Genomic DNA, 23,490 nt, shown 5'->3' on the forward strand with positions numbered 1-23,490 from the left:
AGGCTCCCCCAAAAAGAGACTTGTCTGATGAAAGCCATCTTCCTGTCCTGCGCCGCAATTCTCGTTCTCTCCGCTTCCGGCTGTGCCGAGAAGGTGGAGGATCGGCCGCTCAACGCGAGCGAGTGTCGTGAGCTCACGACGCTCGAACTGGACCTGAGCATTCAGGCGGGGCGTATCCCCAACATCGATGCTGGCAAGAAGGAGAGGTTCGTGACCCGGGCGGCCCAGGATTGTCTGGCGACCGGGCAATACAACACCGCTTACCTGGCCTGCGTGAAGGCATCCAATTCAACGGATGAATGGCAGAAGTGCGGCTCGCTCGTACAAGCTGCGAAGTGATGAAGCATCCCGCCGAGTAGGTGGCATGATCTTCCGATGTGGCGGGTAGGCGGCTGCACGTTCGCTTGCCCGCGATGCATCGCCGGGTTCCTTGTATCGGACCCGATGTCTTCGATCGAGGTGTCGCATGAAACGTATCCTGTCCCTGGTGTTCCTGCTTGCGACCGCTGCCCCCGCCAGTGCATGCGCCGTCATCATGTTTCCGCCCGATCACGAGTTCGCGCAGCGCGACATCGTGGTGATGGCGAGGCCGGTCGGGGTGTCGTTTCGTCCGAAGCAGGCGGCCAGCCTTCGCTACACCGGCGATTTTCGCGAAACTGTGATGTGGGAAGTGCTGCTCGCCTGGAAGGGCAAGTGGCGTTCGGGGGATCGATTCACCACGCGGCGCACCTTCGAGGCGTCCCCGTGCAGCTACGAAATCCGCCTCGCCGACAGGGCAACCTACCTCTTCTACGGCTACGGCAAGTCCGAGCCGTACCAGCACTTCTTCCTGGTCCCCGCCACGCAACCCTCCCAGTACATGAAAGATCTCTCCAGCAGGATCAAGCGGTGACAGGCCCAGTTTCCGCTCATGTTCCTTGCAAAAGTTGGGGCGAGTTGCGACGTAAACCTTGACATGCCTGCATGCTGTGCGATCAGTGACTACCAGCGGTGCACGATCGATACCGTGAAACTTTGAGTGCCGTTGTCGGCAAGCGCCATGCCGCAGGCAGCGGCCATGCGCAAGCTTGTCGCCGGCCACCTTCTTCCGCATCATGCCCCGTCCCGGAATCCCCCGTCCGGCCAGCGAGGAAGGCGATGATCGATCCGAAGCGGTGTTCCCTGGCGTGGTGCCTGGTGTTTGCCATGGCCACCACGGCCTGTGCTTCTTCCCAACCGAGCGAAGCGACGCAGGCCGTACAGCAGGTCGAAATGGCCGAAGCCCGCCTCGGCCCGCACCGCTTCCGCATGCCGGTGGAGATGTTCCGCTACGGCATCGCGCCGGAGGGCGGGCGGCGCTTCGAGATGATGCTGCGCCTGCCGGAGCAGTCGCCGGTGGCAGTGGAACCCGCGCCGGGCAGCGTGGAGCAGGCGATGCTGTTGTCGGTGGAGGTGGTGCGCATTGATGGCGTGCCGGTGTCGCACATGCTGTCGTTCTGGATGCGCGAGACGCCGCCGGATGCGTCGCCGGATCTCCTGGGCGGCGATGAGCCGCGCATCGCCGGCGAATCCGTGCATGGGCTGCGCGCATTCCCGGTCGCGGACGGTGCAGCCACCCGCAGCGATCCGCGCGATCGCTTCCTCGGTCCCGAGTCTCAGCGTCCGGTGCCGAGCTTCATCGAATGCACGCCGCGCGCGCAGCCGGATGGCGTGGCGCTGGTCGACGGGCGTGCGGTGAAGCAGGGCGACGGCGGCAGCATCGCGACCTGCGACCACGCCTTCCTGCTCGAAGACGATCTCGCGGTGCACCTGCGCTATGCGCGCGTGCATCTGCCGCAGTGGCGGGGCATCGAATCCCGCCTCGCCGCTCGCCTGCGCGAGGCGATGGCGGCGGCGAAGGCCGCGCCTGCTGCGCGCTGACATCGCGCGTCGCGCTCCATTTCGACATATTCCAGCAACCCGACACACGAGCCGATCGACATGAGCGGATTGAATCGCCAGGACCTCGACATCCTTCGCCACTATGCCGAACAGGGCAATCGCGAGCTGTATTGGAACTACCTCGCGCAGCAGCGCGGCAACGACGGCTACGGCCTGCTCGCGCTGGGCGTGGTGCGCAACGACAACGTGCCGGGCCAGGTCGCCAACGTCTACGCGCAGAACCGGGCGCGCGAAGACGGCGTGAACATGAGCGAACGCCAGTGGCAGCAGTTCGGCGTGGACCTGGTGCGCGCCGACCTGGCCGCGCGCGAGCGCCAACTGGAAGCAGGGCGCCCGGACCTCGCCCTCAACCTGCCGGTGCGCGACGTGCAGCGTGTGCATGACGACACCTTCCGTGCGCACGGCATCAGCCCCGATGCGTGGACGCCGCGCCTGCTGCTCGATGCCTCGCGTCGCCATGGCGGCGAGGCCGAAGCCGAGCGCGTCTGGACGGGCATGATGGACAACAGCTACCTCGGCATCGGTCGCGGCATCGGCACCCTGGGCGATGCGGCATATCGCTACAACGACGCCCAGTTCAATGCCGCTTCGTATCTGGCCGATGTCAGCCAGGCGCGCGCCGAAGCGTCCGTGTCGCGCGCCAACACCGATCCGAACGTGATCGGCGCGACGAGCGTCTACCACATGTACAGCCCGCGCGACGGCAGCTGGGCTTCGGTCTCCGGCGGCGGCATGGGCATGCCGCATGTCCGCGAGGTGACCGATCCGGCGCGCATCGCTGAATTGAACGACGCGCGTGCGGTGCGCATCGAGCGCCAGCAGATGCGCGACGACTTCCATCCGGACGACCCGAACCGCAATCGTCCGATCATGCGCAGCCCGTGGACGCTGGCCGAGAACGAACCCGCGCCGTCGGACCCGCGCATGCCGGCGCATCCGCGCCACGCGATGTACAACCAGATCGAGCAGGGCGTGGAGCGACTGAGCGCACAGGCTGGCGGTGTGCCGGCCGAGACCAATGCGCGGATGACGATGAGCCTGTACGCGCTGGCGACCGAGCGCGGCCTGTCGTCGGTGGATCATCTGCTCCTCAACCGCCAGGGCAGCGAGCATGCGGCGGGTTCGCGCGTGATCCTGGTGCAGGGTCAGGACCCGTCCGATCCGGCCAATCGCCTGGCGCACATGGGCACCGCCGATGCGGTGGGGCGCCCGGTCGAACAGTCGCTGCAGCAGGCGCAGACCATCGAACAGCAGCAGACGCGTCAGGCGGAACTCGCCCGGACGCAGGAGCCCGCCATGGCGATGGCCGCGCGCGAGGCGCCGACGCGGGTGCTGTGATCCGCGGACTGTGTTCGGGAGCGGTGAAGGCGTGACGCAGCCGTGGGGTATCGGATCCCGCTACCCCCGGGGCAGATGGGCTGAACCGGTCCGCTGCGGGTTGCAAAAGCGGGGGGCATCGCCGACGCTCCGGTCATGTCCGCCTTGCGCGGCCGGGGATACGCCGTACGAGGACGGCTCGATATGGACGATGGCATCGTCGGGTTGTTGTTGCTTGTGGGGCTGGCGGTACTCGCCGTTCCGCTGCTTTTGGTGATGGCGCTGGTCAAGATCGGCAACGCGAAGTTGCGGATCGAGACGCTGGAGCGCGACGTGACGCAGCTGGAGAACCGGCTGGCGCGTGTGGAGCAGACGCGGGCCGATGCGGGAGCCGAAGCCCTGGCGGCGAGCGTGGCGGCGAAAGCGGCTGCGGCGCGACCGGCGACCGTCAGCGTGCCCATGTCGGAGTCGGTGCCAACGCCCGAGCCGTCGGCCGCTGCACCGCCAACGTCCATCCCTGAAGTCCCCGAACCTGCAGCCGAGCGCCCGATCACCGGTCGCGCGCGTTTCGACGTGCCTGATGCGCCCCTGCCGCCGACCGCGCCGGCTGCGAAGCCGGGTCCGACCGCGCCGCCGCCCATGCCGCCCGCCCCGCCGCGCGCCGACGCACTGCCGCCGGCCGCGCCGCGTCCGCAGGCGCCGCGTCCGCGCCCGGAGCGCGAGACGCCGGATCCTGTGTCGATCCTGTTCGGCAAGGTCAAAGCCTGGTTCACCGAAGGCAACATCCCGGTGAAGATTGGCATGCTGGTGCTGCTGGCCGGTGTCGCCTCGCTGCTGAAGTACGCGAGCGACCAGGGCTGGGTGAGCGTGCCGATGGAGCTGCGCCTGGGCGGCATCGCCGCTGCGGCGATCGCGGGCCTGGTGTTCGCGTGGCGACAGCGCGAGACGCGCCGCTCGTTCGCGCTGTCGCTGCAGGGTGGCGCGATCGGCGTGCTGATGCTGGTCACGTTCGCGGCGTTCAAGCTGTACGGCTTCATCGAGGCCGGACCTGCGTTCGCGATCACCATCCTGCTGGTCGCGGGGCTGGGCGTGCTCGCGGTGCTGCAGAACGCGCTGGCGCTGGCGGTGTTCGGCCTGCTCGCAGGCTTCCTCGCGCCGATCTGGCTGTCCACCGGCAGCGGCAACCACGTCGCGCTGTTCTCGTACTACGCCGTGCTCAACCTCGGCATCTTCGGCATCGCCTGGCATCGCTCGTGGCGCCTGCTGAACTTGCTCGGCTTCGTCTTCACCTTCGGCATCGGCACGATCTGGGGCGTGCTCGATTACCAGCCGGCCAAGTTCGCCAGCACCGAGCCCTTCCTGATCCTCTTCTTCGCGCTGTACCTGCTCATTCCCCTCCTGCATGCGCGCCGCGACGACGGCGACGACGCGACCCAGCGGCTGGTCGACGGTACGCTGGTGTTCGGCACACCGCTGGTCGCGTTCGCCCTGCAGGCGGGCCTGCTCCAGGGCGAGCGCATGCCGCTGGCGTTCTCGGCGCTGGGACTCGCCGCCATCTACGCGGCGCTCGCTGGCTTGCTGCGCAACCGTGAACGCTACGACGGCGTGGCGCTGGTGTATGCGGTGCTGGCGGTCGGCTTCGCCACGCTCGCGGTGCCGTTGGCGTTGTCGGCGCACGCCACGGCCAGCGTGTTCGCGCTGGAAGGTGCGGGCCTTGTCTGGCTGGGCCTGCGCCAGCAGCAGCGCCTGCCGCAGTTCGCCGGCCTGCTGCTGCAGCTCGGCGCGGCGGCGGCGTTCGTTGCCGGTGTCGGCGGGGTGTCGAGCGGCTTCGAGGTCGTGGCGGAAGCGGTACGTACGCCGATCGCCAATGCGCACTGCATGAGCGCGCTGCTGATCGCGATCGCCGGCTTCGTCACCGCCTGGGCCTATCGCCGCGCACTCCCGGGCGTGGTGGTCGGCGTGTTCACGCTGTGGTCGCTGCTGTGGTGGTGCGTGGCGGGTTTCGGCGAGATCTTCGACTTCGTGCCAAGCAAGCATCGCATCGATGCCAGCTTCGCCTTCGTGCTGTTCACCGGCTGGCTGGCGGCCGAAGGGCGTCGTCGCATCGAAGGCATGTCGGTGCTGGGTGGCATCGCTGCGGTCGCGCTGGCGCTGGGCGTGCCGTTCGCGCTGGGACAGGCTGCGCAGCACGATCATCCGCTGGGCGAGTGGGGCGGGGCGACGTGGGCGCTGTTCGCGGTGCTGGGCTTCCGCGCGCTGATGTGCCTGCGCGAGACCGGGTCGATCCTGCGCGGCATCGCGCATGCCGGCTGGTGGTGGTCGTGGGTGACGATGCTGGCGATGACCGCGTTCCATCTGGTCTACCGCACCGATGGCACCGCCGCGGAAATGGGCGACGGCTGGCGCATCCTCGCGCTGGGCCTGCCGGTGCTGCTGTTCGCGCTGGTGCTGCGCCTGCGTCCGGCGCTGCTGGCGCCGCCGCTGGCGGAGGGCTTCGACGACTATCGCGGCCTGCTCGATGTGTCCGCTGCGCTGGTGCTGGGCCTGCTGTGGACGGTGTCGCTGTTCTTCCCGGGCGAGAGCGCGCCGCTGCCGTGGTTGCCGCTGCTCAATCCGCTGGAGCTGTGGCAGGTCGCGACGCTGATGCTGTTGGCGCACTGGGCGTGGCGCGGCGATCGCGCAGGCTCCTCGCGGGTGCCCGCATTCGCGCTGTGCGCGTTCGCGTGGATCACCTTCGCCACGCTGCGTGCGGTCCACCAGATCGGCGACATCGCCTGGTCGCCGTCGATGTTCGGCCACACCGAGGTGCAGACCGCGCTGACCGTGGTCTGGAGCGTGCTGGGCGTGCTCGGCTGGATCTTCGGCTCGCGTCGCGGCGACCGCCTGCTGTGGGCCGCCGGTGCGGTGCTGATGGGCGTGGTGCTGCTCAAGCTGGTGCTGATCGATCGCCAGCACCTGGGCACGCTGTTCGGAATCGTGTCCTTCCTCGCATACGGCCTGCTCTGCACTGCGGTAGGTTATTTCGCGCCGGCGCCTCCACGGAGGTCGGCATCCCCGGAGATCAACGCATGAATCGAATCCGCAGCGCCGTCGTCGGCGGCGTCCTGGGCGTGGTCTGCGCCCTCGGCGCCGCTCCCGTTGCATCCGCAGGGCAGCCCGGCGATTACGCGTATCGCTGGCCGCTGAAGACCGACGGCGACAGCGCGGCCTGGCAGTTCGCGCTGACGCCCGAGGTCTACGCCGCACTCGCCGATGCCGGTCTGCGCGATTTCGAGGTCTTCAACGCCGAAGGCAAGCCGGTCCCGGTGGCGCGACTGACCGTGGACCCGGCAGCGACACCCGGCGTCGCGCAGGTGTCGTTGCCGGCCTACGCGCTGCCCCGCGCTGCCGATGCGACCGCGACGCCGGACGATCTGGCGCTGCGCATCGAACGCGATGAAGACGGCCGCCTGCGCGTGCTGCAGGTCGAGACCGGCGCCGATCCGGCGCAGCTCGCGATCGACTACATCATGGACGCCGACATGCGTCGCGATCCGAAACGGCCGTCGAGCGTGGATCGACTCGACTTCTCCTGGTCCGAGCGCGGCGACGTGCGTGCGCGCTTCGTGCTGGAAGGCAGCGAGGACCTGGTGTACTGGCAGACGGTGGTGCCCGAGGTCGCGGTGGTCTCGCTGCGCCGGGGCGATGCGGTGCTGCAGCGACGCGACGTCGAGTTTGCGCCGAGTTCGCTGCGCTACCTGCGCCTGCGCCAGATCGATGGCACACCGATGCCAGGCCTGCAGGTGACCGCGCGACGCACCCGCGCAGGCGCCGTCGCGCCTGCCTGGCAGCGCGAGACCGCCCGGTTCGTCGACGCCGCGCCGGACCCGTTCGGCAGTGGCCAGGTCTACCGCTATCGCCTGCCGGCCAAGCTGCCGGTGAGCCGGGTCGGCATCACGCTCGGCGCGGACAACGCCACGGCGCGGGTCATGGTGGACGCGCAGCGCGGCACCGCCACCGAACAGCCGGGCGATGCGCAGGGCTGGGTGCCGGTCGGCGAGACCCTGCTGTTCCGCCTGCGCCAGGACGGGATGCGCATCGACAACGAGCCGCTGCTGCTCAGCGTGCCCCACGCTGCGCGCGAATGGCGCCTGCGCAGCCCGGTGAGCCTGTCCCCGGCGCCGCTGCTGGAGGTGTTCTACCAGCCGGACCGCTTCGTCTTCCTGGCCCAGGGGCCGGGACCGTACACGCTGGCGGCCGGCAGCGTGGTCTCGCGCCGCGACGATCTCCCGGTCGAGCAGGCCCTCGCGCCGCTGCGCCAGCACCTCGGCGCGCAGTGGGCACCGCCGCCGGCCGCACTGGGTGCTCGCACCGAATCGGCCGGCCAGCAGGCCTATGTCGTGCCCGAGCCGCCGATCGACTGGCGGCGCTGGCTGCTGTGGGCGCTGCTGGTCGGCGGCGCGGCAGCCGTGGGCGGTTTCGCCCTGGTGCTGATGCGCCAGCGCGCCGGCAGCGACGACCACGAGGCCGATGCCTCCGAGACCATCCGCACGGCCTCGGCGCCGCGCCCGGTCGCGCGGTTTGATGCCGGCCCGCCGGAACAGGGACAATACGCGCCCCCTGACAGCGCACCTGTTCCTCCGGAGCCCCGAATGCCCATCGTCCGCATGACCGACCTCGACCTCGCCGGCAAGCGAGTGCTGATCCGCCAGGATCTCAACGTGCCCGTCTCGGACGGCAAGGTGACTTCCGACCAGCGCATCGTCGCCTCGCTGCCCACGCTGAAATTGGCGCTGGAGAAGGGCGCGGCGGTGATGGTGATGTCGCACCTCGGCCGGCCGAAGGAGGGCGTGTGGAGCGAAGCCGATTCGCTGGCGCCGGTCGCCGCGCGCCTGGGCGAACTGCTCGGCCGCGACGTGCCGCTGGTGAAGGACTGGGTCGACGGCGTCGAGGTCGCACCGGGTCAGCTCGTGCTGCTGGAAAACTGCCGCATGAACGTCGGCGAGGGCAAGGACGACGAGGCGCTGTCGCAGAAGTACGCCGCGCTGTGCGACGTGTTCGTGATGGACGCCTTCGGTACCGCGCACCGCGCGCAGGCCTCGACGCACGGCGTGATCCGCTTCGCGACGCAGGCCGCCGGCGGCCCGCTGCTGATGGCCGAACTCGATGCGCTGGCGAAGGCGCTGGAACATCCGGCGCGTCCGCTGCTCGCGATCGTCGCCGGCAGCAAGGTCAGCACCAAGCTCGAACTGCTGTCGTCGCTGGTGTCGAAGGTCGACCAGCTCATCGTCGGCGGCGGCATCGCTAACACCTTCATCGCCGCGATGGGCCATGGCGTCGGCAAGTCGCTGGTCGAGACCGACCTGATCGACACCGCGAAGCAGATCATGGCCGATGCGAAGGCGCGCGGCGCCGACATCCCGGTGCCGACCGACGTGGTCGTCGCCCCTGCCTTTGCCGCCGATGCGCCGGCCACGGTGAAGGCGGTCGACGCCGTCGAGGCGGACGACATGATCCTCGACATCGGCCCGGATACCGCCGCGCGCTACGCCGAGCTGATCAAGTCCGCCGGCACGGTGGTGTGGAACGGCCCGGTCGGCGTGTTCGAGTTCGACGCCTTCGGCAAGGGCACGGAAACGCTGGCCCGCGCGATCGCCGCGAGCAGCGCGTTCTCGATCGCCGGTGGTGGCGACACGCTCGCGGCCGTCGACAAGTACGGCATCGAGGACGAGGTGTCGTACATCTCCACCGGTGGCGGCGCCTTCCTCGAATTCCTCGAAGGCAAGACCCTGCCGGCGGTGGCCGCGCTGCAGGCGCGGGCGGGCTGATCGCTCCGCGCACCGCTGGATGAACGACGCGGCGTCCATGCCCGGGATATTCCCGGGATGGGTGCCGCGTCTCGCTTCGAGCGACCGGAGCTGGTTACGCTGCTCGCGCGGCGATCTTGCCGCGCTTGCGAAGGAATGCCGTCATGAAGAAGTCTGTCGTTGCATCGCGTCGTGCGGTGCTGATGTGCGCACTGGTCGCCTCGATGCTGCTCTCCGGTGTCGCGATCGCGGATGGTTGCCTGCAGGGCACCTGGCATTATTTCGACGCCAACGGTCGCCTCGTCGGTGGCCAGACCGTCGGCTGCGGTGAACTCGACGGCAGCTGGGGCGCCGTCACTGCGAACAAGACCTTCTCGCAGGGCTGCGCTGCCTCCTACTGAGCCATCGTGTTTCGAATGCGCCCGCTTCGCGGCGTGCGCGATGTCCCCGAAGGCCCGGTTCGTCCGGGCCTTCGTGCGTTGCGGAGATCGGCGCATCCACTCGAGTGCCTGTCTCGCATGCGATGGCATGCGCATTCATGCAATGATGAATCGACGTTTTGCTTTGTTTTCATGCGTTTTTCGTCGTTTCGACGAGTTAGCCGATGAGAGTTTTTCATGAGCGCCGTCCTTCGATCCGGTGGAGTTGAATGCTGCGTTGCGGTTCTGCTACCAAGTCCCTGCGCATGAAGCGCCTTCGCAGGCGAGGCCGTCCGCCTCGCGCCTCCCCCGGGGCGAAGCGACGCATGCTGCCGGGTGCCGCGTGCGATGGTGGTTCCATCCAGCGATCGCCACGCAACGACCGGTGCCTGCCACGCATCCCATCACGTTCCAATGGAGTCGAACCATGAAATCCAGCGCATTTTCCGGCCTTGCCGTCGCCATTCTGTCCACACTCGCGATCGGTGCCGCAGTTGCCGCCGGCCCCGGCAAGGTCTCGCAGCTGACGCTCGCCAAGCCGGGGGCCAAGCCCGTCGTCGCTGCCAGCAACAACCCGCTTCGTGACCAGGTCGTCCTGCGCCAGATGCAGATGACGCTGAAGCACGCGGGACGTCCCATGACCGCCGCCGAAGCCGATCGCCTGCTCAACGCCCGGATCATCGGCGGCTCGCTGGCGGGCGCGGGCGACAACCCGTTCCAGGTCGCCCTGCTCAGCCGCAGCATCGCCAACAATTTCGACGCCCAGTTCTGCGGCGGCTCGCTGGTCAAGGCCAATGTGGTGGTCACCGCCGCGCACTGCGTGGTCGGCACGAGCGCCAGCCAGATCGACGTGCTCACCGGCACGCGCAGCCTGAGCAGCGGAGGCACACGCCATGCGGTGTCCAGCATCCGCATCCATCCGAGCTACAACAACAGCACGCTCGACTACGACGTCGCGGTGCTGACGCTGTCGACCTCGGCCACCGGCCTGCCGCTCGCCACGGTCATCGGCACCACCGACGTCGCCGACGGCACCAACCTGCTGGTCACCGGCTGGGGCAACACCAGCATCTCGGGCACCAGCTATCCGACCGAGCTGTACAAGGCCGTGACCCCGCGCATCTCGACGAGCGTCTGCAACGGCAACAAGGTGTATCGCGGCGCGATCACCGACCGCATGTTCTGCGCGGGCTACCTCGCCGGTGGCATCGACAGCTGCCAGGGCGACTCCGGTGGTCCGATCGCCCAGGGCAACACCCTGGTCGGCATCGTCAGCTGGGGCCGCGGCTGCGCGGGCAAGAACAAGCCGGGTGTCTACACGCGACTGGCCAACAGCACCCTCAATGCCTGGGTGCGCACCAACGCCGGGCTGTGATCGAGGCCTGCAACCGGCGGCCCGTCGCGCACGGGCCGCCGGCTTGCATTTGCGGAGCGCCCTCGGCATCGTGCCGCGCGTGAACACACTCTTCTTCGACCTCGACGGCACGCTCATCGACTCTGCCGTCGGCATCACCCGCTGCGTCGCCCACGCCCTCGACGGCATGGGCCATCCGGGCCTCCCCGAATCCGAACTGCGCCGCTGGATCGGTCCCGCGCTGCGCGTCAGCTTCGGCGCGCTGTTCGACGATCCGGTCGACATCGAGCGCGCGGTCGCGCTCTACCGCGAGCGGTTCGAACTCGTGGGCTGGACCGAGCACACGATCTACGAAGGGATCGGCGAGGCCGTCGCCACCCTGCATGCCGCCGGTCACCGGCTCGCGGTGGTCACCGCCAAGAACGAGCCGCATGCCCGACGCATCGTCGAGACCCTGCCGTTCGCGCATTGCTTCGACGACATCATCGGCGCGACGCCCGACGGTCGCATCAGCCACAAGCCCGAACTGATCGCCGAAGCTCTGCGCAGGCTCGACCTGCGTCCCGGCGACTGCACGATGATCGGCGACCGCCATCTCGACATCGACGGTGCGCATCATCACGGCATGCGCGGCATCGGCGTGCTCTGGGGGTTCGGCGACGAGGACGAGCTGCGCACCGCCGGCGCGCATGCGCTGGCACGGGCGCCGCGCGAGCTGGTCGCGATGTCCTCCATGGCCAACCGCGCGGACTGACGCCGGGCCTGCGGACATGTCCCGCGCATGTCCACGCGGGACATGCGCGACACGCTGCGCATGACGACGTTTCCATCGCGAAAATCGCCATGGGCCGTGGTAGCGTTGGGCGATCCGAAGAGAGCCTCACGATGACCGAACAGCGCCGCCGCACCAAGATCCTCGCCACCCTCGGCCCCGCCACCGACGCCCCGGGCGTGCTCGACGCGCTGCTGCGCGCGGGCGTGGACGTGGTCCGACTCAACTTCTCGCACGGCGATCCCTCCGGCCAGGTCGCACGCGCCGAAGCGGTGCGCGCCGCCGCCGAACGCGTCGGTCGCGAGGTCGGCATCCTCGCCGACCTGCCCGGGCCGAAGATCCGCATCGAGAAGTTCGCGAACGACAAGGTGAAGCTGCGCGCGGGCGAACGCTTCGATCTGCTCGCGAGCGCCGATGCGCCGCCGGGCGACGAGACCCAGGTCGGCGTGAGCTACCTCGGCCTGCCGAACGATGTCGTGCCCGGCGACGTGCTGCTGCTCGACGATGGCGTGGTGCAGCTGCAGGTCACGGCGGTGGAAGGGCCGCGCATCATCACCACCGTGCTCAACGACAGCGAGCTGTCGAACCGCAAGGGCCTCAACAAGCTCGGCGGCGGCCTGTCGCTCGGCGCGATCACCGAGCGCGACCGCGAGCTGATCCAGGTCGCCGCGCAGCTCGGCGCCGATTTCATCGCCGTGAGCTTCTGCCGCAATGCCGAGGACATGAACGAAGCGCGCCGCGTCGCGCGCGCCGCCGGCAGCGATGCCGCGCTGGTCGCCAAGGTCGAGCGCGCCGAGGCGATCGAGAACCTGGTCGAGATCGTCGACGCCAGCGACGTGGTGATGGTCGCGCGCGGCGACCTGGGCGTGGAAATCGGCGACGCCGAACTGCCCGGCCTGCAGAAGAAGATCATCCGCACTTCGCTGGAGCGCAACAAGGTCGTCATCACCGCGACGCAGATGCTGCAGTCGATGGTCAGCAGCCCGATCCCGACCCGCGCCGAAGTGCTGGACGTGGCGAACGCGGTGATCGACGGCACCGATGCGGTGATGCTGTCGCAGGAAAGCGCGGCCGGTGCCTATCCGGTCAAGGCGGTCGAGGCGATGGACCGCATCTGCCTGGGCGCCGAGCGCCAGTTCGAGCACGACACCGACTTCGAGGCCGCGCCGCGCAATCTGGAGCGTGCGGACCAGGCGATCGCGATGGCGTCGATGTTCCTCACCGAGCACATCGGCGTCGGCGCGATCGTGGCGATGACCGAATCCGGCGGCACCGCGCGCTTCCTGTCACGCTTCCGTGGCCGCGCCCCGATCTTCGCATTCGCGCGCCACGGCTCGTCGCGCCGGCGCATGGCGATGATGCGCGACGTGTTCCCGATGGATTACGACAGCCGCGGCCAGACCCCGCGCCAGGCCGCGCGCGGCAGCATCGCCGCGCTGGTGCAGGCGGGCCTGCTCACCACCGGCGACCGCGTGATCTTCACCAGCGGCGAGCACATGGAAACCCACGGCGCCACCAACACGCTGCGCCTGCTGGAAGTGGGCGAGGACGGCAAGGCCGAGGGTCTGGGCGAACTGTAACCACATCGATGGCGTCGTCGGCATCACGCAGCACGACGCGGGGAGTGCAGGGATGACGAAGCGGTTGTCGGCGATGCGCGCGGTACTGGGCATGGGCATCGGTATGGGCATGGTGCTGGCGATGACTGCGGCCGCGCAATCGCGCACGCCGTCCGATGCGCAGCTGCAGGCGGCGGCGCAGGCGAGCTTTCCGGAGCTCTTCGAATTGCTCGCCTTGCCGAACGATGCGATCGTGCCCGCCGACATCCGCCGCAACGCCGACTGGTTGCAGCGCGCCTTCGAGCGACGTGGATTCAGCGCCCGGCAGTTGCCGAATGACGGCAAGCCGATGCTGTTCGCCGAGTACGGCAAGCCGGTGCCGGGTCGGAAAACCATCCTGTTCTACATGCATTTCGACGGCCAGCCGGTGCTGCCGGAGCAGTGGGCGCAACCCGATCCCTGGCAGGCCGTGGTGAAACAGCGCAACGCGACAGGCGCATGGGAATCCGTGCCGACGGCGCGGTTGCAGGACGCCGTGCTCGACCCGGAGCTGCGCGTCTTTGCACGTTCCGCATCCGATGACAAGGGACCGATCCTGATGCTGCTGGCGGCGTTGGATGCGCTGCGCACGGCGGGCGTCGAACCGGCGATCCACGTGAAGGTGCTGCTCGACAGCGAAGAAGAGAAGGGCTCGCCGACGCTCGGTGCCGTCGCGAAGGCGCATGCCGACCTGCTGCGCGCCGATGGCCTGGTGCTCTTCGACGGCCCGAGGCATCCGAGCAACCGGCCGACGCTGGCCTTCGGGAACCGCGGCGTGGCGATGGCGACGCTGACCGTGCACGGCCCGCGCGCGCCGCTGCACAGCGGCCACCACGGCAACTACACGCCGAATCCCGCGCAGCGCCTCGCCGCGCTGCTGGCGACGATGAAGGACGACCAGGGGCGCGTGACCGTGCCCGGCTACTACGACGGCATCGTGCTGACCGAGGCCGAGCGCGCGATCCTGGCCGAGACGGGCGACGACGAAGCGGCGATGCGCAAGCGTGTCGGCGTCGCGAAGACCGATGCCGTCGCGCCGAGTTACCAGGAGGCGATGCAGTATCCGTCGCTGAACGTGCGCGGCCTGCAGTCCGCCGCCGTCGGCGACAAGGCCGCGAACATCGTGCCGCACAAGGCCGTCGCCGAACTGGACCTGCGCACCACGCCCGAGGCCGGCCCGGAGCGCCTGTTCGCGCTGATCCGCGACCACGTGCAGCGCCAGGGCTGGCATCTGGTCGACGGCGAGCCGACCGAGGCCGACCGTGCAACCTACGACCGCCTCGCCACGCTCGCCTACGGTGGCGGCAGTCGCGCGGTGCGTACGCCGATGGATGCGCCGATCGGCGTCTGGGCCCATGCCGCGCTGCGCCGCAGCTTCGGCTATGCGCCGGCCATGCGCCCCGTGCGCATCCGCATGATGGGCGGCTCGCTGCCCACCGACGAACTGGTCGACGCGTTGCAGGTGCCGTTCGTGATCGTGCCGCCGGTCAACGGCGACAACAACCAGCACAGCTTCGACGAGAACCTCCGCATCGGCCATTACCTCGACGGCGTGCGCATGGCCGCAGGCCTGCTGACGACGCCGTTCGCCGAGTGACATTCGGGCGCACGCCGCCCGGCGTGCCGCCGTGCACGCATTCGCACCGATGAAACGTCGCAGTCGCGACCCGTGAGATGCCGCTGCGGGACAATCTCCTTCGCCCGGCGAGAGGCCGCGCGAGTCCCGGGAATTCCGCACAGGGACATCCCGTCGTCGCGAGAGACGCGACATCCAGACAACGAAGAGAAAAGGATCCTCCATGAAGAAAACGCTCCTGATCGCGTGGGTCGCCCTGCTGTTCTCCGGTTCCGCGTCCGCCGCAGGCTGGCAGTCGCTCGGACGCGTCAACGCGCTGACCGCCACGCCCGATCCCCAGCAGTGCGAGCAGCGCGTCATCAACCACTACTGGAGTTCGAAGCCGATCTACTACCCGGACGCCGTGAACGTGTACTGGACGAACAACATCGAGTTCGTCTTCGACCGCAACGTCAGTGCGCTGCGTACCCTGGTCAGCAACGCGCCGGCCAACTCGCGCTTCAAGACCGCCGTCGATGCGTACAACGCGCAGTCGGCGGGCGCCAAGAGCCTGTTCGCGACGATCTCGGTCGGCCAATACCCGGGCGTGAGCATCCGGATGGCGTACGTCGACGCCAACGGCCTCACCCAGGGACTGGGCTGGGGCGTGGTCTCCACCGAACTGCAGTATTACGAGCTGCAGCAGCGCTGCCCGATCTGATCCGGGCCGCGTACGTTCGACCGACCGGGCGCCTTCGCGCGCCCGGTCCTGCGTCGCATTCCATGTCCTGGCTCGCGCTGTCCGACAGGACAGGCCGGGGCTGGGTCTCGGCCCGGACGGGCAGGTTTTCCCGGCCAAGTCATTGATTTTCCATGCTCTTGGGCCGGGTCCGTCGGGGTATAATGGCCGACTTTCCCGCCGCCCCTTCCAGGACTCCCAATGAGCATCGAACAGCTTGCCGACATCGCCCGCGCCATGGTCGCGCCGGGCAAGGGCATCATCGCCATCGACGAATCCAATGCCACCATCGCCAAGCGTTTCGAGAGCGTGGGCATTCCGAACAGCGAAGAGAACCGTCGCGCCTACCGCGAAATGCTGCTGACCACGCCGAACCTCGGCGAGCACATCTCCGGCGCCATCCTGTTCGACGAAACCATCCGCCAGTCCACCAAGGACGGCGTGCCGTTCACCAAGGTGATGATGGACAACGGCATCATCCCGGGCATCAAGGTCGACAAGGGCACGCACGCGCTCGCCGGCTGCCCCGGCGAAGTGGTCACCGAAGGCCTCGACGGCCTGCGCGACCGCCTCAAAGAATACGCCCAGCTCGGCGCACGCTTCGCCAAGTGGCGCGCGGTCATCAACATCGGCGAGGACATTCCGTCCGGCACCTGCATCGAAGCCAACGCCCACGCCCTCGCGCGCTACGCCGCGCTGTGCCAGGAATGCGGCATCGTGCCGATGGTCGAGCCGGAAGTGATCATGGACGGCGACCACGACATCGAGACCTGCTACGAAGTCACCGAAGTCACCCTGCGCTCGCTGTTCGATGCGCTGTACCAGCACAACGTCATGCTCGAAGGCACCATCCTGAAGGCCTCGATGGTCGTCTCGGGCAAGGACTGCGCCGAGCAGGCCTCGGTCGACGAAGTCGCCGAAAGCACCGTGATGTGCCTGAAGTCTGCCGTGCCGGCGATCCTGCCGGGCATCGTCTTCCTGTCGGGCGGCCAGAGCGACGAAGCGGCGACCGCGCACCTCGACGCCATGAACAAGCTCGGTCCGCACCCGTGGCCGCTGTCGTTCTCGTACGGCCGCGCCATGCAGTCCGCCGCGCTGAAGATCTGGTCGCAGGACCTGGTCGGCAACGTCGCCAAGGCGCAGGAAACCGTCTTCGCCCGCGCCCGCGACAACGGTCTGGCCGCACTCGGCAAATGGTCGAGCTGATGCTCCGCGCGCGGACGCCCGCCGGACATCTCCGGTGGCGTCCGCTCCGCTGAACGAACCGCAAGCCGTTTGGCCCGATTCGGCACAGCGCATCAATGCCGGAAACACCGCAAACGCCGACAGAGTTGTCGGCGTTTGTCGTTTCGGGGCGTCAGGGCTTGCCGGAATCGTGCGCGCCGCCGGTACGCAGCGCGTTCTTTTCCGCCCATCGCCGGTCGATGGCGTCCAGCGCCAGGTCCGCGGCGGTCTTCAGCACGGTGAACAGGATCAGCACGCCGGCATTGCCTTCGCCGTCGCCGCTGGTGCCGAACAGCACGATCAGGTGCATCGGTACGATGCGCAGGTAGGGCGTCGCCATCATCCGCCCGAGGTTGGGCACGCCGCGCAGGTCGGCCGCGTGCTGCACCGCGTAGGTCGCGCGCTGCGACAGCACGAACGAGACGCCGCAGGCCAGCAGGGCCAGCCAGTTCCACAGGCCGTCCACCCAGTGGCTGTCGAGCAGGAAGACCAGGTAGCCGACGTGGAAGAAGCCGTAGTGGAAGGCGAAGAAATTCGCGGTGGAACGCTTCCCGGCCTCGTTTTCGGGCACCGGCCTGCCGCCCGAGGTGAAGCCTGCCGTGCTGAAGCGATCGAGGCTGAGCATCCGCTTGCGCGCGTACCCGCCGATGACCACGCTCTGGATCCAGTAGGGCCACAGCAGCCAGGCCGGCGACCAGTCGAGAATGATCGCCGCGACCAGGGTCAGCGCATTGGCGATCACCAGATGGCGCGCGGAAGGACCGCGCCAGGTGTCTGCAGGCAATCGAAACGACACGGTTGACCCCCTGTCCGGAACGCATCGTTCCCGATCTTGGCATCGTGTAGGCCAAAGGTCACGACTGCCTGCAAGGCACCGGTTCGGGACATGCGCTGCCGCTACAATCGGCCGGGATTGTCCTCCGGATCGCACGATGTCCCCACGCCTCGCTTCCACGGTGTCTTCTTCCCGGTTCCTCGCGCCGCGTGCCCGCGCTTCCCTTGCCCGCGCGTCGCGCGTGGCGACGCTGCTCCTGCTGGCCTGCGCGCTCGCCGCGTGCGGCGACAAGGAGGCGGCCGGCGGTCCCGGCAAGGGCGGTCCGGGTGGCGGCAAGGGCGGGGATCGCCCGGTGCCGGTCACCACGGTGCGCCTGCAGCCGGAATCCTTCACCGACACCCTCATTGCGATCGGCACGGTGAAGGCGCGCGAGTCGGTCACGGTGACCGCCAAGGTCAGCGAGATCGTGCAGACCGTGCATTTCGACAGCGGACAGGAAGTGCGCGCAGGTGCGCCCCTCGTCACCTTGTCCGACCGCCAGCAACAGGCCGCGCTGAGCGAAGCGCAGGCCAGCGCGAACGAAGCCGATCGCCTGCTGCGCCGGCAGACCGAGCTGGTGCAGCAGCAGCTGATTGCCCGCGCCCAGGTCGACAACCAGCGCGCCGCCCGCGACGCCGCGCAGGCGCGCGTTGCGCAGATCCGCGCGCAGCTGGCTGACCGCGTGGTGCGCGCGCCGTTCTCCGGCGTGCTCGGCCTGCGCCAGGTCAGTCCCGGTGCGCTGGTCACGCCGGGCACGCCGATCGCCACGCTCGACGACATCTCGCGCGTCTACGTCGACTTCCCGCTGCCGGAGTCGCAGCTGTCGCGCGTGGGGCCCGGTCAGCGCGTGGACGCGCGTGCGGTGGCCTACCCGGAGCAGCGTTTCGAGGGCACGGTGCAGACCGTGGACGCACGCATCGATCCGGTCACCCGTGCCGTGCAGGTGCGCGCCGACCTGCCCAATCCGCAGCGCCTGCTGCGCCCGGGTATGCTGATCAACGTCGAGATCTCCGGTGCCACGCGCAGCGCGATGCTGTTGCCGGAGATCGCGGTCACCCAGGTCGGTCGCGACAGCTATGTCTATCGCGTCGGCAAGGACGATGCGGTCGAACAGGTGAAGGTGGGCCTGGGATCGCGCAGCGCAGGCAAGGTCGAGATCGTCGAAGGCCTGGCGGCTGGCGACCGCGTCGTGGTCGACGGCACCGGCAAGCTCAAGCCCGGTGACCGGATCAGCGAAGCCGGCGCCAAGGCCGGTGCCGCCGCGCCTGCCGACGCGAAGGCGTCCGCACCCGCACCCGCACCCGCACCGCCCTCGGCGAAGCAGGGCTGAGGAGCCGACCATGCGCCTCTCCGACGTTTCGATCGAACGCCCGGTCTTCGCCACGGTCCTCAGCCTGATGCTGATCGTGGTCGGCTTGATGTCGTATTCGCGCCTCACCCTGCGCGAGCTGCCCGCGATCGACCCGCCCGTGGTCTCGGTGGACGTCACCTATCCCGGTGCCTCGGCGGGTGTGGTCGAGACCCGCGTCACCCAGGTGCTGGAAGACGCGCTGGCCGGCATCGAGGGCATCGAGACCCTGCAGTCGCGCAGCGTCAACGGACGTTCGTCGGTGACCATCGAGTTCACCCTGGAGCGCGACATCGAAGCCGCCGCCAACGATGTGCGCGATGCGGTCAGCCGCGTGCTCGACCGCATGCCAGAGGAAGCCGATCCGCCGGAAGTCGAGAAGGCCGACAGCGACTCCGAAGTCATCCTCTGGTTGAACATGAGTTCGACCGCGATGGACACGCTGCAGCTGACCGATTACGCCGAGCGCTATGTCGTCGATCGCCTGTCCGCGCTCAACGGCGTGTCGCAGATCCGCGTCGGCGGCCAGCAGCGCTATGCGATGCGCGTGTGGCTCAACCGCGATGCGCTGGCCGCTCGCGGCCTGACCGCCGCCGATGCCGAGAACGCGCTGCGCCGCGAGAACATCGAACTGCCCGCCGGGCGCATCGAGTCGCAGGATCGCGACTTCACGCTGCGCGTCGAACGCAGCTATCGCAAGCCCGAGGATTTCGCGCAGATTCCGCTGGGCAAGGGCAGCGACGGCTACGTCGTGCGTCTGGGCGACGTGGCCAAGGTCGAACTGGCGTCGTCCGAGCGCCGTGCCTATTTCCGCAGCAACGGCGAGCCGAACGTCGGCCTCGGCATCGTCAAGACCTCGACCGCGAACAGCCTGGACGTGGCGCTGGCCGCGCGCGCCGAAGCCGAGCGTATCCAGGCGTCGCTGCCGAAGGGCACGCGCATCTTCGTCGCCTTCGACAGCACGGTGTTCATCGAGTCGGCGGTCGAGCGCGTGTGGTCCACGCTGTTCGAGGCGATCGCGCTGGTGCTGATCGTGATCTGGCTGTTCCTCGGCAGCGCGCGCGCCGCGCTGATCCCCGCGGTGACCGTGCCGGTTTGCCTGATCGCCGCATTCATCGCGCTGTATGCCTTCGACTTCTCGATCAACCTGCTGACCCTGCTCGCGCTGGTGCTGTGCATCGGCCTGGTGGTCGACGATGCGATCGTGGTGCTGGAGAACATCCAGCGCCGCGCGGATCTCGGCGAGCCTGCGCTGGTCGCGGCCAAGCGCGGCACCAAGCAGGTCGCGTTCGCGGTGATCTCGACCACGGCGGTGCTGGTCGCGGTCTTCCTGCCGATCGGCCTGCTCGAAGGCAATACCGGGCGCCTGTTCCGCGAACTGGCGGTGGCGCTGGCCGCAGCCGTGGCGATCTCCGCGCTGGTCGCGCTCACGCTGACGCCGATGATGTCGTCGAAGCTGGTGCGTCCGCACGACACCGAGAAGCCGAATCGTTTCCACGCCGGCATCGGTCGTTTCCTCGATCGCATCTCGAATGCCTACCGTCGCCTGCTCGAACGCACGGTCGATCGCGTCTGGCTGTTCGGCGGACTGATGGTCGCCACGCTCGCGGCCACGTTCTTCCTGTTCAAGCTTGTGCCCAGCGAACTGGCGCCGCCCGAGGATCGCGGTGTGTTCTTCGCGTCGATCGTCGGCCCGGAAGGCGCGGGCTTCGACTACACCGTCGGCCAGGTGCAGCAGGTCGAACGCGCGCTGCTCAAGCAGGTCGGCGAGGGCAAGCCGCTGCAGCGCGTGAACACGCGCGTGCCCGGCGGCTTCGGCGCCAGCGAGGAAATGCATACCGGCCAGGCGATCGTGTTCCTGCACGACTGGCAGAACCGCGACGTCACCACCGACGACGTGGTGCAGCAGGTGCGCAAGGAAGTGGGCGCGTTGCCCGGCGTGCGCGTGAATCCGCAGGTGCGCACCGGCCTGACGCGCGGCGGCGGCCAGCCGTTCCAGCTGGTACTCGGTGGACCGGAGTACGGTGAACTCGCGGCGTGGCGCGATCGCGTGCTGGCGCGCATGGAGCAGAACCCCAACTTCTTCGCTGCCGATTCGGACTACAAGGAAACCCGGCCGCAGATGCGCGTGGTGATCGATCGCGCGCGCGCCGCCGACCTCGGCGTGTCGGTGACCGAGATCGGGCGCACGCTCGAAACCATGATGGGCAGCCGCCGCGTCACCACCTTCGTCGACAACGGCGAGGAGTACGACGTGATCCTGCAGGCAGACCGCGCGCTGCGCGCCGCGCCTGCGGACCTGGCCGCGATCCAGGTGCGTGGCGGCAACGGCGAACTGATCCCGCTGTCGAATCTGGTCACGCTGACCGAACTGGCCGAAGCCGGCAGCCTCAACCGTTTCAACCGCCTGCGTGCGATCACCATTTCCGCCGGCCTCGCGCCGGGCTATCGCATGGGCGACGCCATCGCCTGGGCCGAGCAGGTCGTCCGCGAGGAACTGCCGGGTACGGCGCAGGTCGACTGGAAGGGCGAGTCGCGCGAATTCCAGAAGGCCGGCAGTGCGGTGCTCATCACCTTCGCGCTGGCGCTGCTGGTGGTGTACCTGGTGCTGGCCGCGCAGTTCGAGAGCTTCATCCATCCGGTCGTGATCATGCTGACCGTGCCGCTCGGCGTGGGTGGCGCCTTGCTGGGGCTATGGATGGCCGGCAGCACGCTCAACCTCTTCAGCCAGATCGGCATCGTGATGCTGATCGGCCTGGCAGCGAAGAACGGCATCCTCATCGTCGAATTCGCCAATCAGCTGCGCGACGAAGGTCGCGAGATCCGTGACGCGATCATCGAATCCTGCGCGGTGCGCCTGCGCCCGATCCTGATGACCTCGGTCGCCACCGTGGTCGGTGCGGTGCCGCTGGTCGTCGCCGGTGGCCCCGGCTCGGCCAGCCGCTTCACCATCGGTATTGTCGTCATCTTCGGCGTGACCTTCTCCACGCTGCTGTCGCTGTTCGTGGTGCCCGCGTTCTACCGTCGCCTCGCGCCGTACACGCGTTCGCCGGAAGCGGTGAAGCATCGCCTGGAGAAGCTGGAAGCGGAGACGCCGCCGGTGGGCGGGCATTGAGCATTCCGCGATAGGCCGTGGCACAGCGCACTGCTTCTCATCGTATCGATGACAAGACCAGGTGCATGAGCCGCAGCCTATCGCTGCCTTTCCTTCGTTTTATCGAAGGATTCCGGCCACGCCTCGCTCAGTGGTACCTGGGGGCGACGTCGTGCGATCGCGCGATCACGCGGCCAGTTGGCCTTGATGATCACCAGCCCCATCAGCGGGCCCAGCGGCAGGGCGAACAGCAACGCAAAGCCGAGGACGATGGATTTCTCGAAGATCCACGGTTCGCGTTTCCACGCACCTGCTGCGACGAGGAGATGGGTGGACATGGCATAGATCATCATCGTGGAGGCCGTCTCGGTCGAGAATCCGCCCGGCAGGAAGTTCATGTCCAGTGCGAGTGCGCGCAGGCAGATGATCAGAAGCGGCAGGCTGATGAGGCTGCAGGCTGCATGCAGCAGGAAATGGGTCCTGTATATCCGTTCGTCCTGGTCTCGCATGCCCGCCTGCCCTTGTCCGTTCCCGGAGAATCCGGTGTCCACGATCAATAGCGCAACTTGCGCCCCGGCAGGATCAGTCGCATCCAAGCTCAACTTGCGACGAGTCTCTGCCTGTAGCGTTCAGCCATTGCGGGTTCGAACGCGCAGAACACCACGCGCAGGCCATCGCATGCATGGGCACGGACCGTGCGCACCGCGATGTCCACCGCCTGCTCCGGCGGATAACCGAACACGCCGCAGCTGATCGCGGGGAAGGCGATCGAGGCGATGCCGTGCTCCCGGGCGAGCTGGAGCGTGTTGCGATAGCACGAGGCCAGCAGTTCGGGTTCGCCCTCGTGCCCGCCGGACCAGACCGGGCCGACGGTGTGGATGATCCAGCGCGCCGGGAGGTCGAAGCCGGGGGTGATCCGCGCCTCGCCGGTCGGGCAGCGCACGAAGGGGCGCACCATCGGGATCGCCTTGCATGCCGCCGACAGCCCCGGCCCGGCGGCCCGGTGGATGGCGCCGTCCACGCCACCGCCGCCGGACAGCGCGGCGTTCGCGGCGTTGACGATGGCATCCAGGTCCAGCGTGGTGATGTCGGCCTGGCTGATCTCGAGGTGCATGACGGGCGGGCTGGTGGGATGGCGATCGCGCTATGCTGCCCGTGTGCCTGCCAACGGGGAAGAGACATGGGCGTTCAACCGGGCGTGCCGCAGGCGGTGATCGATGCCTTGCTGCGCGGCGACAAGATGGAAGCGATCAAGCTGCTGCGCGAGGCGACCGGTGGGGACCTCAAGTCCGCCATGGAAATGGTGCAGCAGGTCGCCGCTCAGGTGCAGGCCGCCAAGCGCAGCGGCGCCCACAGCGGGCCGCACCACCAGGAAGAGACCGCAGGACAGCGCGAGAACCGGGAGCGCACCGAAACCCTCCTCTCCGGCCATCGCACGCCGACGGTCATGCCCGGCGATCGGGGAGGGCGCGGTCTCCTGGTCTGGCTGGTGATCGCGATGGCCCTGGCGGCCGCCTGGGTGTTCTTCGCGCCCTGACGTTCCACAGGTC

At 68.6% G+C, this 23,490-nt stretch carries 19 protein-coding genes and 1 pseudogene; 17 read left to right on the top strand and 3 right to left on the bottom strand.

Annotated elements, in window-relative coordinates; genetic code table 11:
- Positions 1-27: 27 nt before the first annotated feature.
- The 14 genes and pseudogenes from ACFQ0E_RS08785 to ACFQ0E_RS08850 all read left to right on the top strand — a co-directional run bounded on the left by ACFQ0E_RS08785 (position 28) and on the right by ACFQ0E_RS08850 (position 16,666).
- A complete protein-coding gene (locus ACFQ0E_RS08785; RefSeq protein WP_386823281.1) occupies positions 28-339 on the top strand; it encodes a hypothetical protein in 312 nt (103 codons plus the stop codon).
- A 127-nt stretch (positions 340-466) separates the two neighbouring features.
- Positions 467-892 carry a hypothetical protein gene (locus ACFQ0E_RS08790; protein WP_386823282.1) on the top strand — a complete coding sequence of 142 codons (426 nt, stop codon included), beginning with the start codon at positions 467-469 and terminating at the stop codon, positions 890-892.
- A 293-nt stretch (positions 893-1,185) separates the two neighbouring features.
- Positions 1,186-1,899 (top strand): hypothetical protein, encoded by a 714-nt coding sequence (locus ACFQ0E_RS08795; RefSeq protein WP_386823283.1) that lies wholly within the window; start codon positions 1,186-1,188, stop codon positions 1,897-1,899.
- Between the two features lie 60 nt (positions 1,900-1,959).
- Positions 1,960-3,258 (top strand): XVIPCD domain-containing protein, encoded by a 1,299-nt coding sequence (locus ACFQ0E_RS08800; RefSeq protein ID WP_386823284.1) that lies wholly within the window; start codon positions 1,960-1,962, stop codon positions 3,256-3,258.
- Between the two features lie 183 nt (positions 3,259-3,441).
- Complete coding sequence (locus tag ACFQ0E_RS08805) at positions 3,442-6,309, top strand: DUF2339 domain-containing protein (protein ID WP_386823285.1); 2,868 nt, start codon at positions 3,442-3,444, stop codon at positions 6,307-6,309.
- Positions 6,306-7,697: pseudogene (locus ACFQ0E_RS08810) on the top strand (DUF3999 family protein); the annotation flags it as partial. The gene ACFQ0E_RS08805 and the pseudogene ACFQ0E_RS08810, both read left to right, overlap by 4 nt.
- 171 nt (positions 7,698-7,868) lie before the next feature.
- Positions 7,869-9,044 (top strand): phosphoglycerate kinase, encoded by a 1,176-nt coding sequence (locus ACFQ0E_RS08815; protein ID WP_386824092.1) that lies wholly within the window; start codon positions 7,869-7,871, stop codon positions 9,042-9,044.
- A gap of 143 nt (positions 9,045-9,187) precedes the next feature.
- Positions 9,188-9,424, top strand: coding sequence for a DUF6289 family protein (locus ACFQ0E_RS08820; protein ID WP_386823286.1), 237 nt, complete (start codon positions 9,188-9,190; stop codon positions 9,422-9,424).
- Positions 9,425-9,869: 445 nt separating this feature from the next.
- The gene (locus ACFQ0E_RS08825; protein ID WP_386823287.1) at positions 9,870-10,817 is read left to right on the top strand and encodes a S1 family serine peptidase; all 948 of its coding nucleotides are present in this window, start codon (positions 9,870-9,872) and stop codon (positions 10,815-10,817) included.
- Positions 10,818-10,896: 79 nt separating this feature from the next.
- Positions 10,897-11,550, top strand: coding sequence for an HAD hydrolase-like protein (locus tag ACFQ0E_RS08830; protein ID WP_386823288.1), 654 nt, complete (start codon positions 10,897-10,899; stop codon positions 11,548-11,550).
- Positions 11,551-11,681: 131 nt separating this feature from the next.
- A complete protein-coding gene (gene pyk, locus ACFQ0E_RS08835) occupies positions 11,682-13,148 on the top strand; it encodes a pyruvate kinase (protein ID WP_386823289.1) in 1,467 nt (488 codons plus the stop codon).
- 52 nt (positions 13,149-13,200) lie between these two features.
- Positions 13,201-14,763, top strand: a complete 1,563-nt coding sequence (locus ACFQ0E_RS08840; protein ID WP_386823290.1) for a M20/M25/M40 family metallo-hydrolase — start codon at positions 13,201-13,203, stop codon at positions 14,761-14,763.
- Between the two features lie 202 nt (positions 14,764-14,965).
- Positions 14,966-15,442: a hypothetical protein gene (locus ACFQ0E_RS08845; RefSeq protein WP_386823291.1), complete on the top strand. Its 477-nt coding sequence runs from the start codon at positions 14,966-14,968 to the stop codon at positions 15,440-15,442.
- Between the two features lie 219 nt (positions 15,443-15,661).
- The gene (locus ACFQ0E_RS08850) at positions 15,662-16,666 is read left to right on the top strand and encodes a class I fructose-bisphosphate aldolase (RefSeq protein ID WP_386823292.1); all 1,005 of its coding nucleotides are present in this window, start codon (positions 15,662-15,664) and stop codon (positions 16,664-16,666) included.
- A 151-nt stretch (positions 16,667-16,817) separates the two neighbouring features.
- Here the strand turns inward: ACFQ0E_RS08850 and ACFQ0E_RS08855 are convergent, their stop codons facing one another.
- A complete protein-coding gene (locus ACFQ0E_RS08855; RefSeq protein WP_386823293.1) occupies positions 16,818-17,480 on the bottom strand; it encodes a DUF6498-containing protein in 663 nt (220 codons plus the stop codon).
- A 136-nt stretch (positions 17,481-17,616) separates the two neighbouring features.
- Here ACFQ0E_RS08855 and ACFQ0E_RS08860 point away from each other — a divergent pair, with 136 nt between their 5' ends.
- Both ACFQ0E_RS08860 and ACFQ0E_RS08865 read left to right on the top strand, forming a co-directional pair.
- The gene (locus tag ACFQ0E_RS08860) at positions 17,617-18,828 is read left to right on the top strand and encodes an efflux RND transporter periplasmic adaptor subunit (RefSeq protein ID WP_386823294.1); all 1,212 of its coding nucleotides are present in this window, start codon (positions 17,617-17,619) and stop codon (positions 18,826-18,828) included.
- 10 nt (positions 18,829-18,838) lie between these two features.
- The gene (locus ACFQ0E_RS08865) at positions 18,839-21,961 is read left to right on the top strand and encodes an efflux RND transporter permease subunit (RefSeq protein WP_386823295.1); all 3,123 of its coding nucleotides are present in this window, start codon (positions 18,839-18,841) and stop codon (positions 21,959-21,961) included.
- 77 nt (positions 21,962-22,038) lie between these two features.
- Here ACFQ0E_RS08865 and ACFQ0E_RS08870 read toward each other — a convergent pair whose 3' ends face one another.
- Both ACFQ0E_RS08870 and ACFQ0E_RS08875 read right to left on the bottom strand, forming a co-directional pair.
- On the bottom strand, positions 22,039-22,536 hold the full coding sequence (locus ACFQ0E_RS08870) for a hypothetical protein (protein WP_386823296.1): 498 nt from the start codon (positions 22,534-22,536) through the stop codon (positions 22,039-22,041).
- A gap of 2 nt (positions 22,537-22,538) precedes the next feature.
- Positions 22,539-23,054 (bottom strand): O-acetyl-ADP-ribose deacetylase, encoded by a 516-nt coding sequence (locus ACFQ0E_RS08875; RefSeq protein WP_386823297.1) that lies wholly within the window; start codon positions 23,052-23,054, stop codon positions 22,539-22,541.
- Positions 23,055-23,120: 66 nt separating this feature from the next.
- On the opposite strand from ACFQ0E_RS08875, the gene ACFQ0E_RS08880 reads away from it, so the two are divergent.
- A complete protein-coding gene (locus ACFQ0E_RS08880) occupies positions 23,121-23,477 on the top strand; it encodes a hypothetical protein (RefSeq protein WP_386823298.1) in 357 nt (118 codons plus the stop codon).
- Positions 23,478-23,490 lie beyond the last annotated feature (13 nt).

The sequence above is a fragment of the Lysobacter brunescens genome (assembly GCF_042677005.1).
In the GTDB taxonomy this organism is placed as follows: domain Bacteria; phylum Pseudomonadota; class Gammaproteobacteria; order Xanthomonadales; family Xanthomonadaceae; genus Lysobacter_I; species Lysobacter_I brunescens.

Excerpts from the sequence above, each read along its gene's own strand:
- ACFQ0E_RS08785 (WP_386823281.1), top strand. The coding sequence starts at position 28 with ATGAAAGCCATCTTCCTGTCCTGCGCCGCAATTCTCGTTCTCTCCGCT.
- ACFQ0E_RS08790 (WP_386823282.1), top strand. The coding sequence starts at position 467 with ATGAAACGTATCCTGTCCCTGGTGTTCCTGCTTGCGACCGCTGCCCCC.
- ACFQ0E_RS08795 (WP_386823283.1), top strand. The coding sequence starts at position 1,186 with ATGGCCACCACGGCCTGTGCTTCTTCCCAACCGAGCGAAGCGACGCAG.
- ACFQ0E_RS08800 (WP_386823284.1), top strand. The coding sequence starts at position 1,960 with ATGAGCGGATTGAATCGCCAGGACCTCGACATCCTTCGCCACTATGCC.
- ACFQ0E_RS08805 (WP_386823285.1), top strand. The coding sequence starts at position 3,442 with ATGGACGATGGCATCGTCGGGTTGTTGTTGCTTGTGGGGCTGGCGGTA.
- ACFQ0E_RS08815 (WP_386824092.1), top strand. The coding sequence starts at position 7,869 with ATGCCCATCGTCCGCATGACCGACCTCGACCTCGCCGGCAAGCGAGTG.
- ACFQ0E_RS08820 (WP_386823286.1), top strand. The coding sequence starts at position 9,188 with ATGAAGAAGTCTGTCGTTGCATCGCGTCGTGCGGTGCTGATGTGCGCA.
- ACFQ0E_RS08825 (WP_386823287.1), top strand. The coding sequence starts at position 9,870 with ATGAAATCCAGCGCATTTTCCGGCCTTGCCGTCGCCATTCTGTCCACA.
- pyk (WP_386823289.1), top strand. The coding sequence starts at position 11,682 with ATGACCGAACAGCGCCGCCGCACCAAGATCCTCGCCACCCTCGGCCCC.
- ACFQ0E_RS08840 (WP_386823290.1), top strand. The coding sequence starts at position 13,201 with ATGACGAAGCGGTTGTCGGCGATGCGCGCGGTACTGGGCATGGGCATC.
- ACFQ0E_RS08845 (WP_386823291.1), top strand. The coding sequence starts at position 14,966 with ATGAAGAAAACGCTCCTGATCGCGTGGGTCGCCCTGCTGTTCTCCGGT.
- ACFQ0E_RS08850 (WP_386823292.1), top strand. The coding sequence starts at position 15,662 with ATGAGCATCGAACAGCTTGCCGACATCGCCCGCGCCATGGTCGCGCCG.
- ACFQ0E_RS08860 (WP_386823294.1), top strand. The coding sequence starts at position 17,617 with ATGTCCCCACGCCTCGCTTCCACGGTGTCTTCTTCCCGGTTCCTCGCG.
- ACFQ0E_RS08865 (WP_386823295.1), top strand. The coding sequence starts at position 18,839 with ATGCGCCTCTCCGACGTTTCGATCGAACGCCCGGTCTTCGCCACGGTC.
- ACFQ0E_RS08875 (WP_386823297.1), bottom strand. The coding sequence starts at position 23,054 with ATGCACCTCGAGATCAGCCAGGCCGACATCACCACGCTGGACCTGGAT.
- ACFQ0E_RS08880 (WP_386823298.1), top strand. The coding sequence starts at position 23,121 with ATGGGCGTTCAACCGGGCGTGCCGCAGGCGGTGATCGATGCCTTGCTG.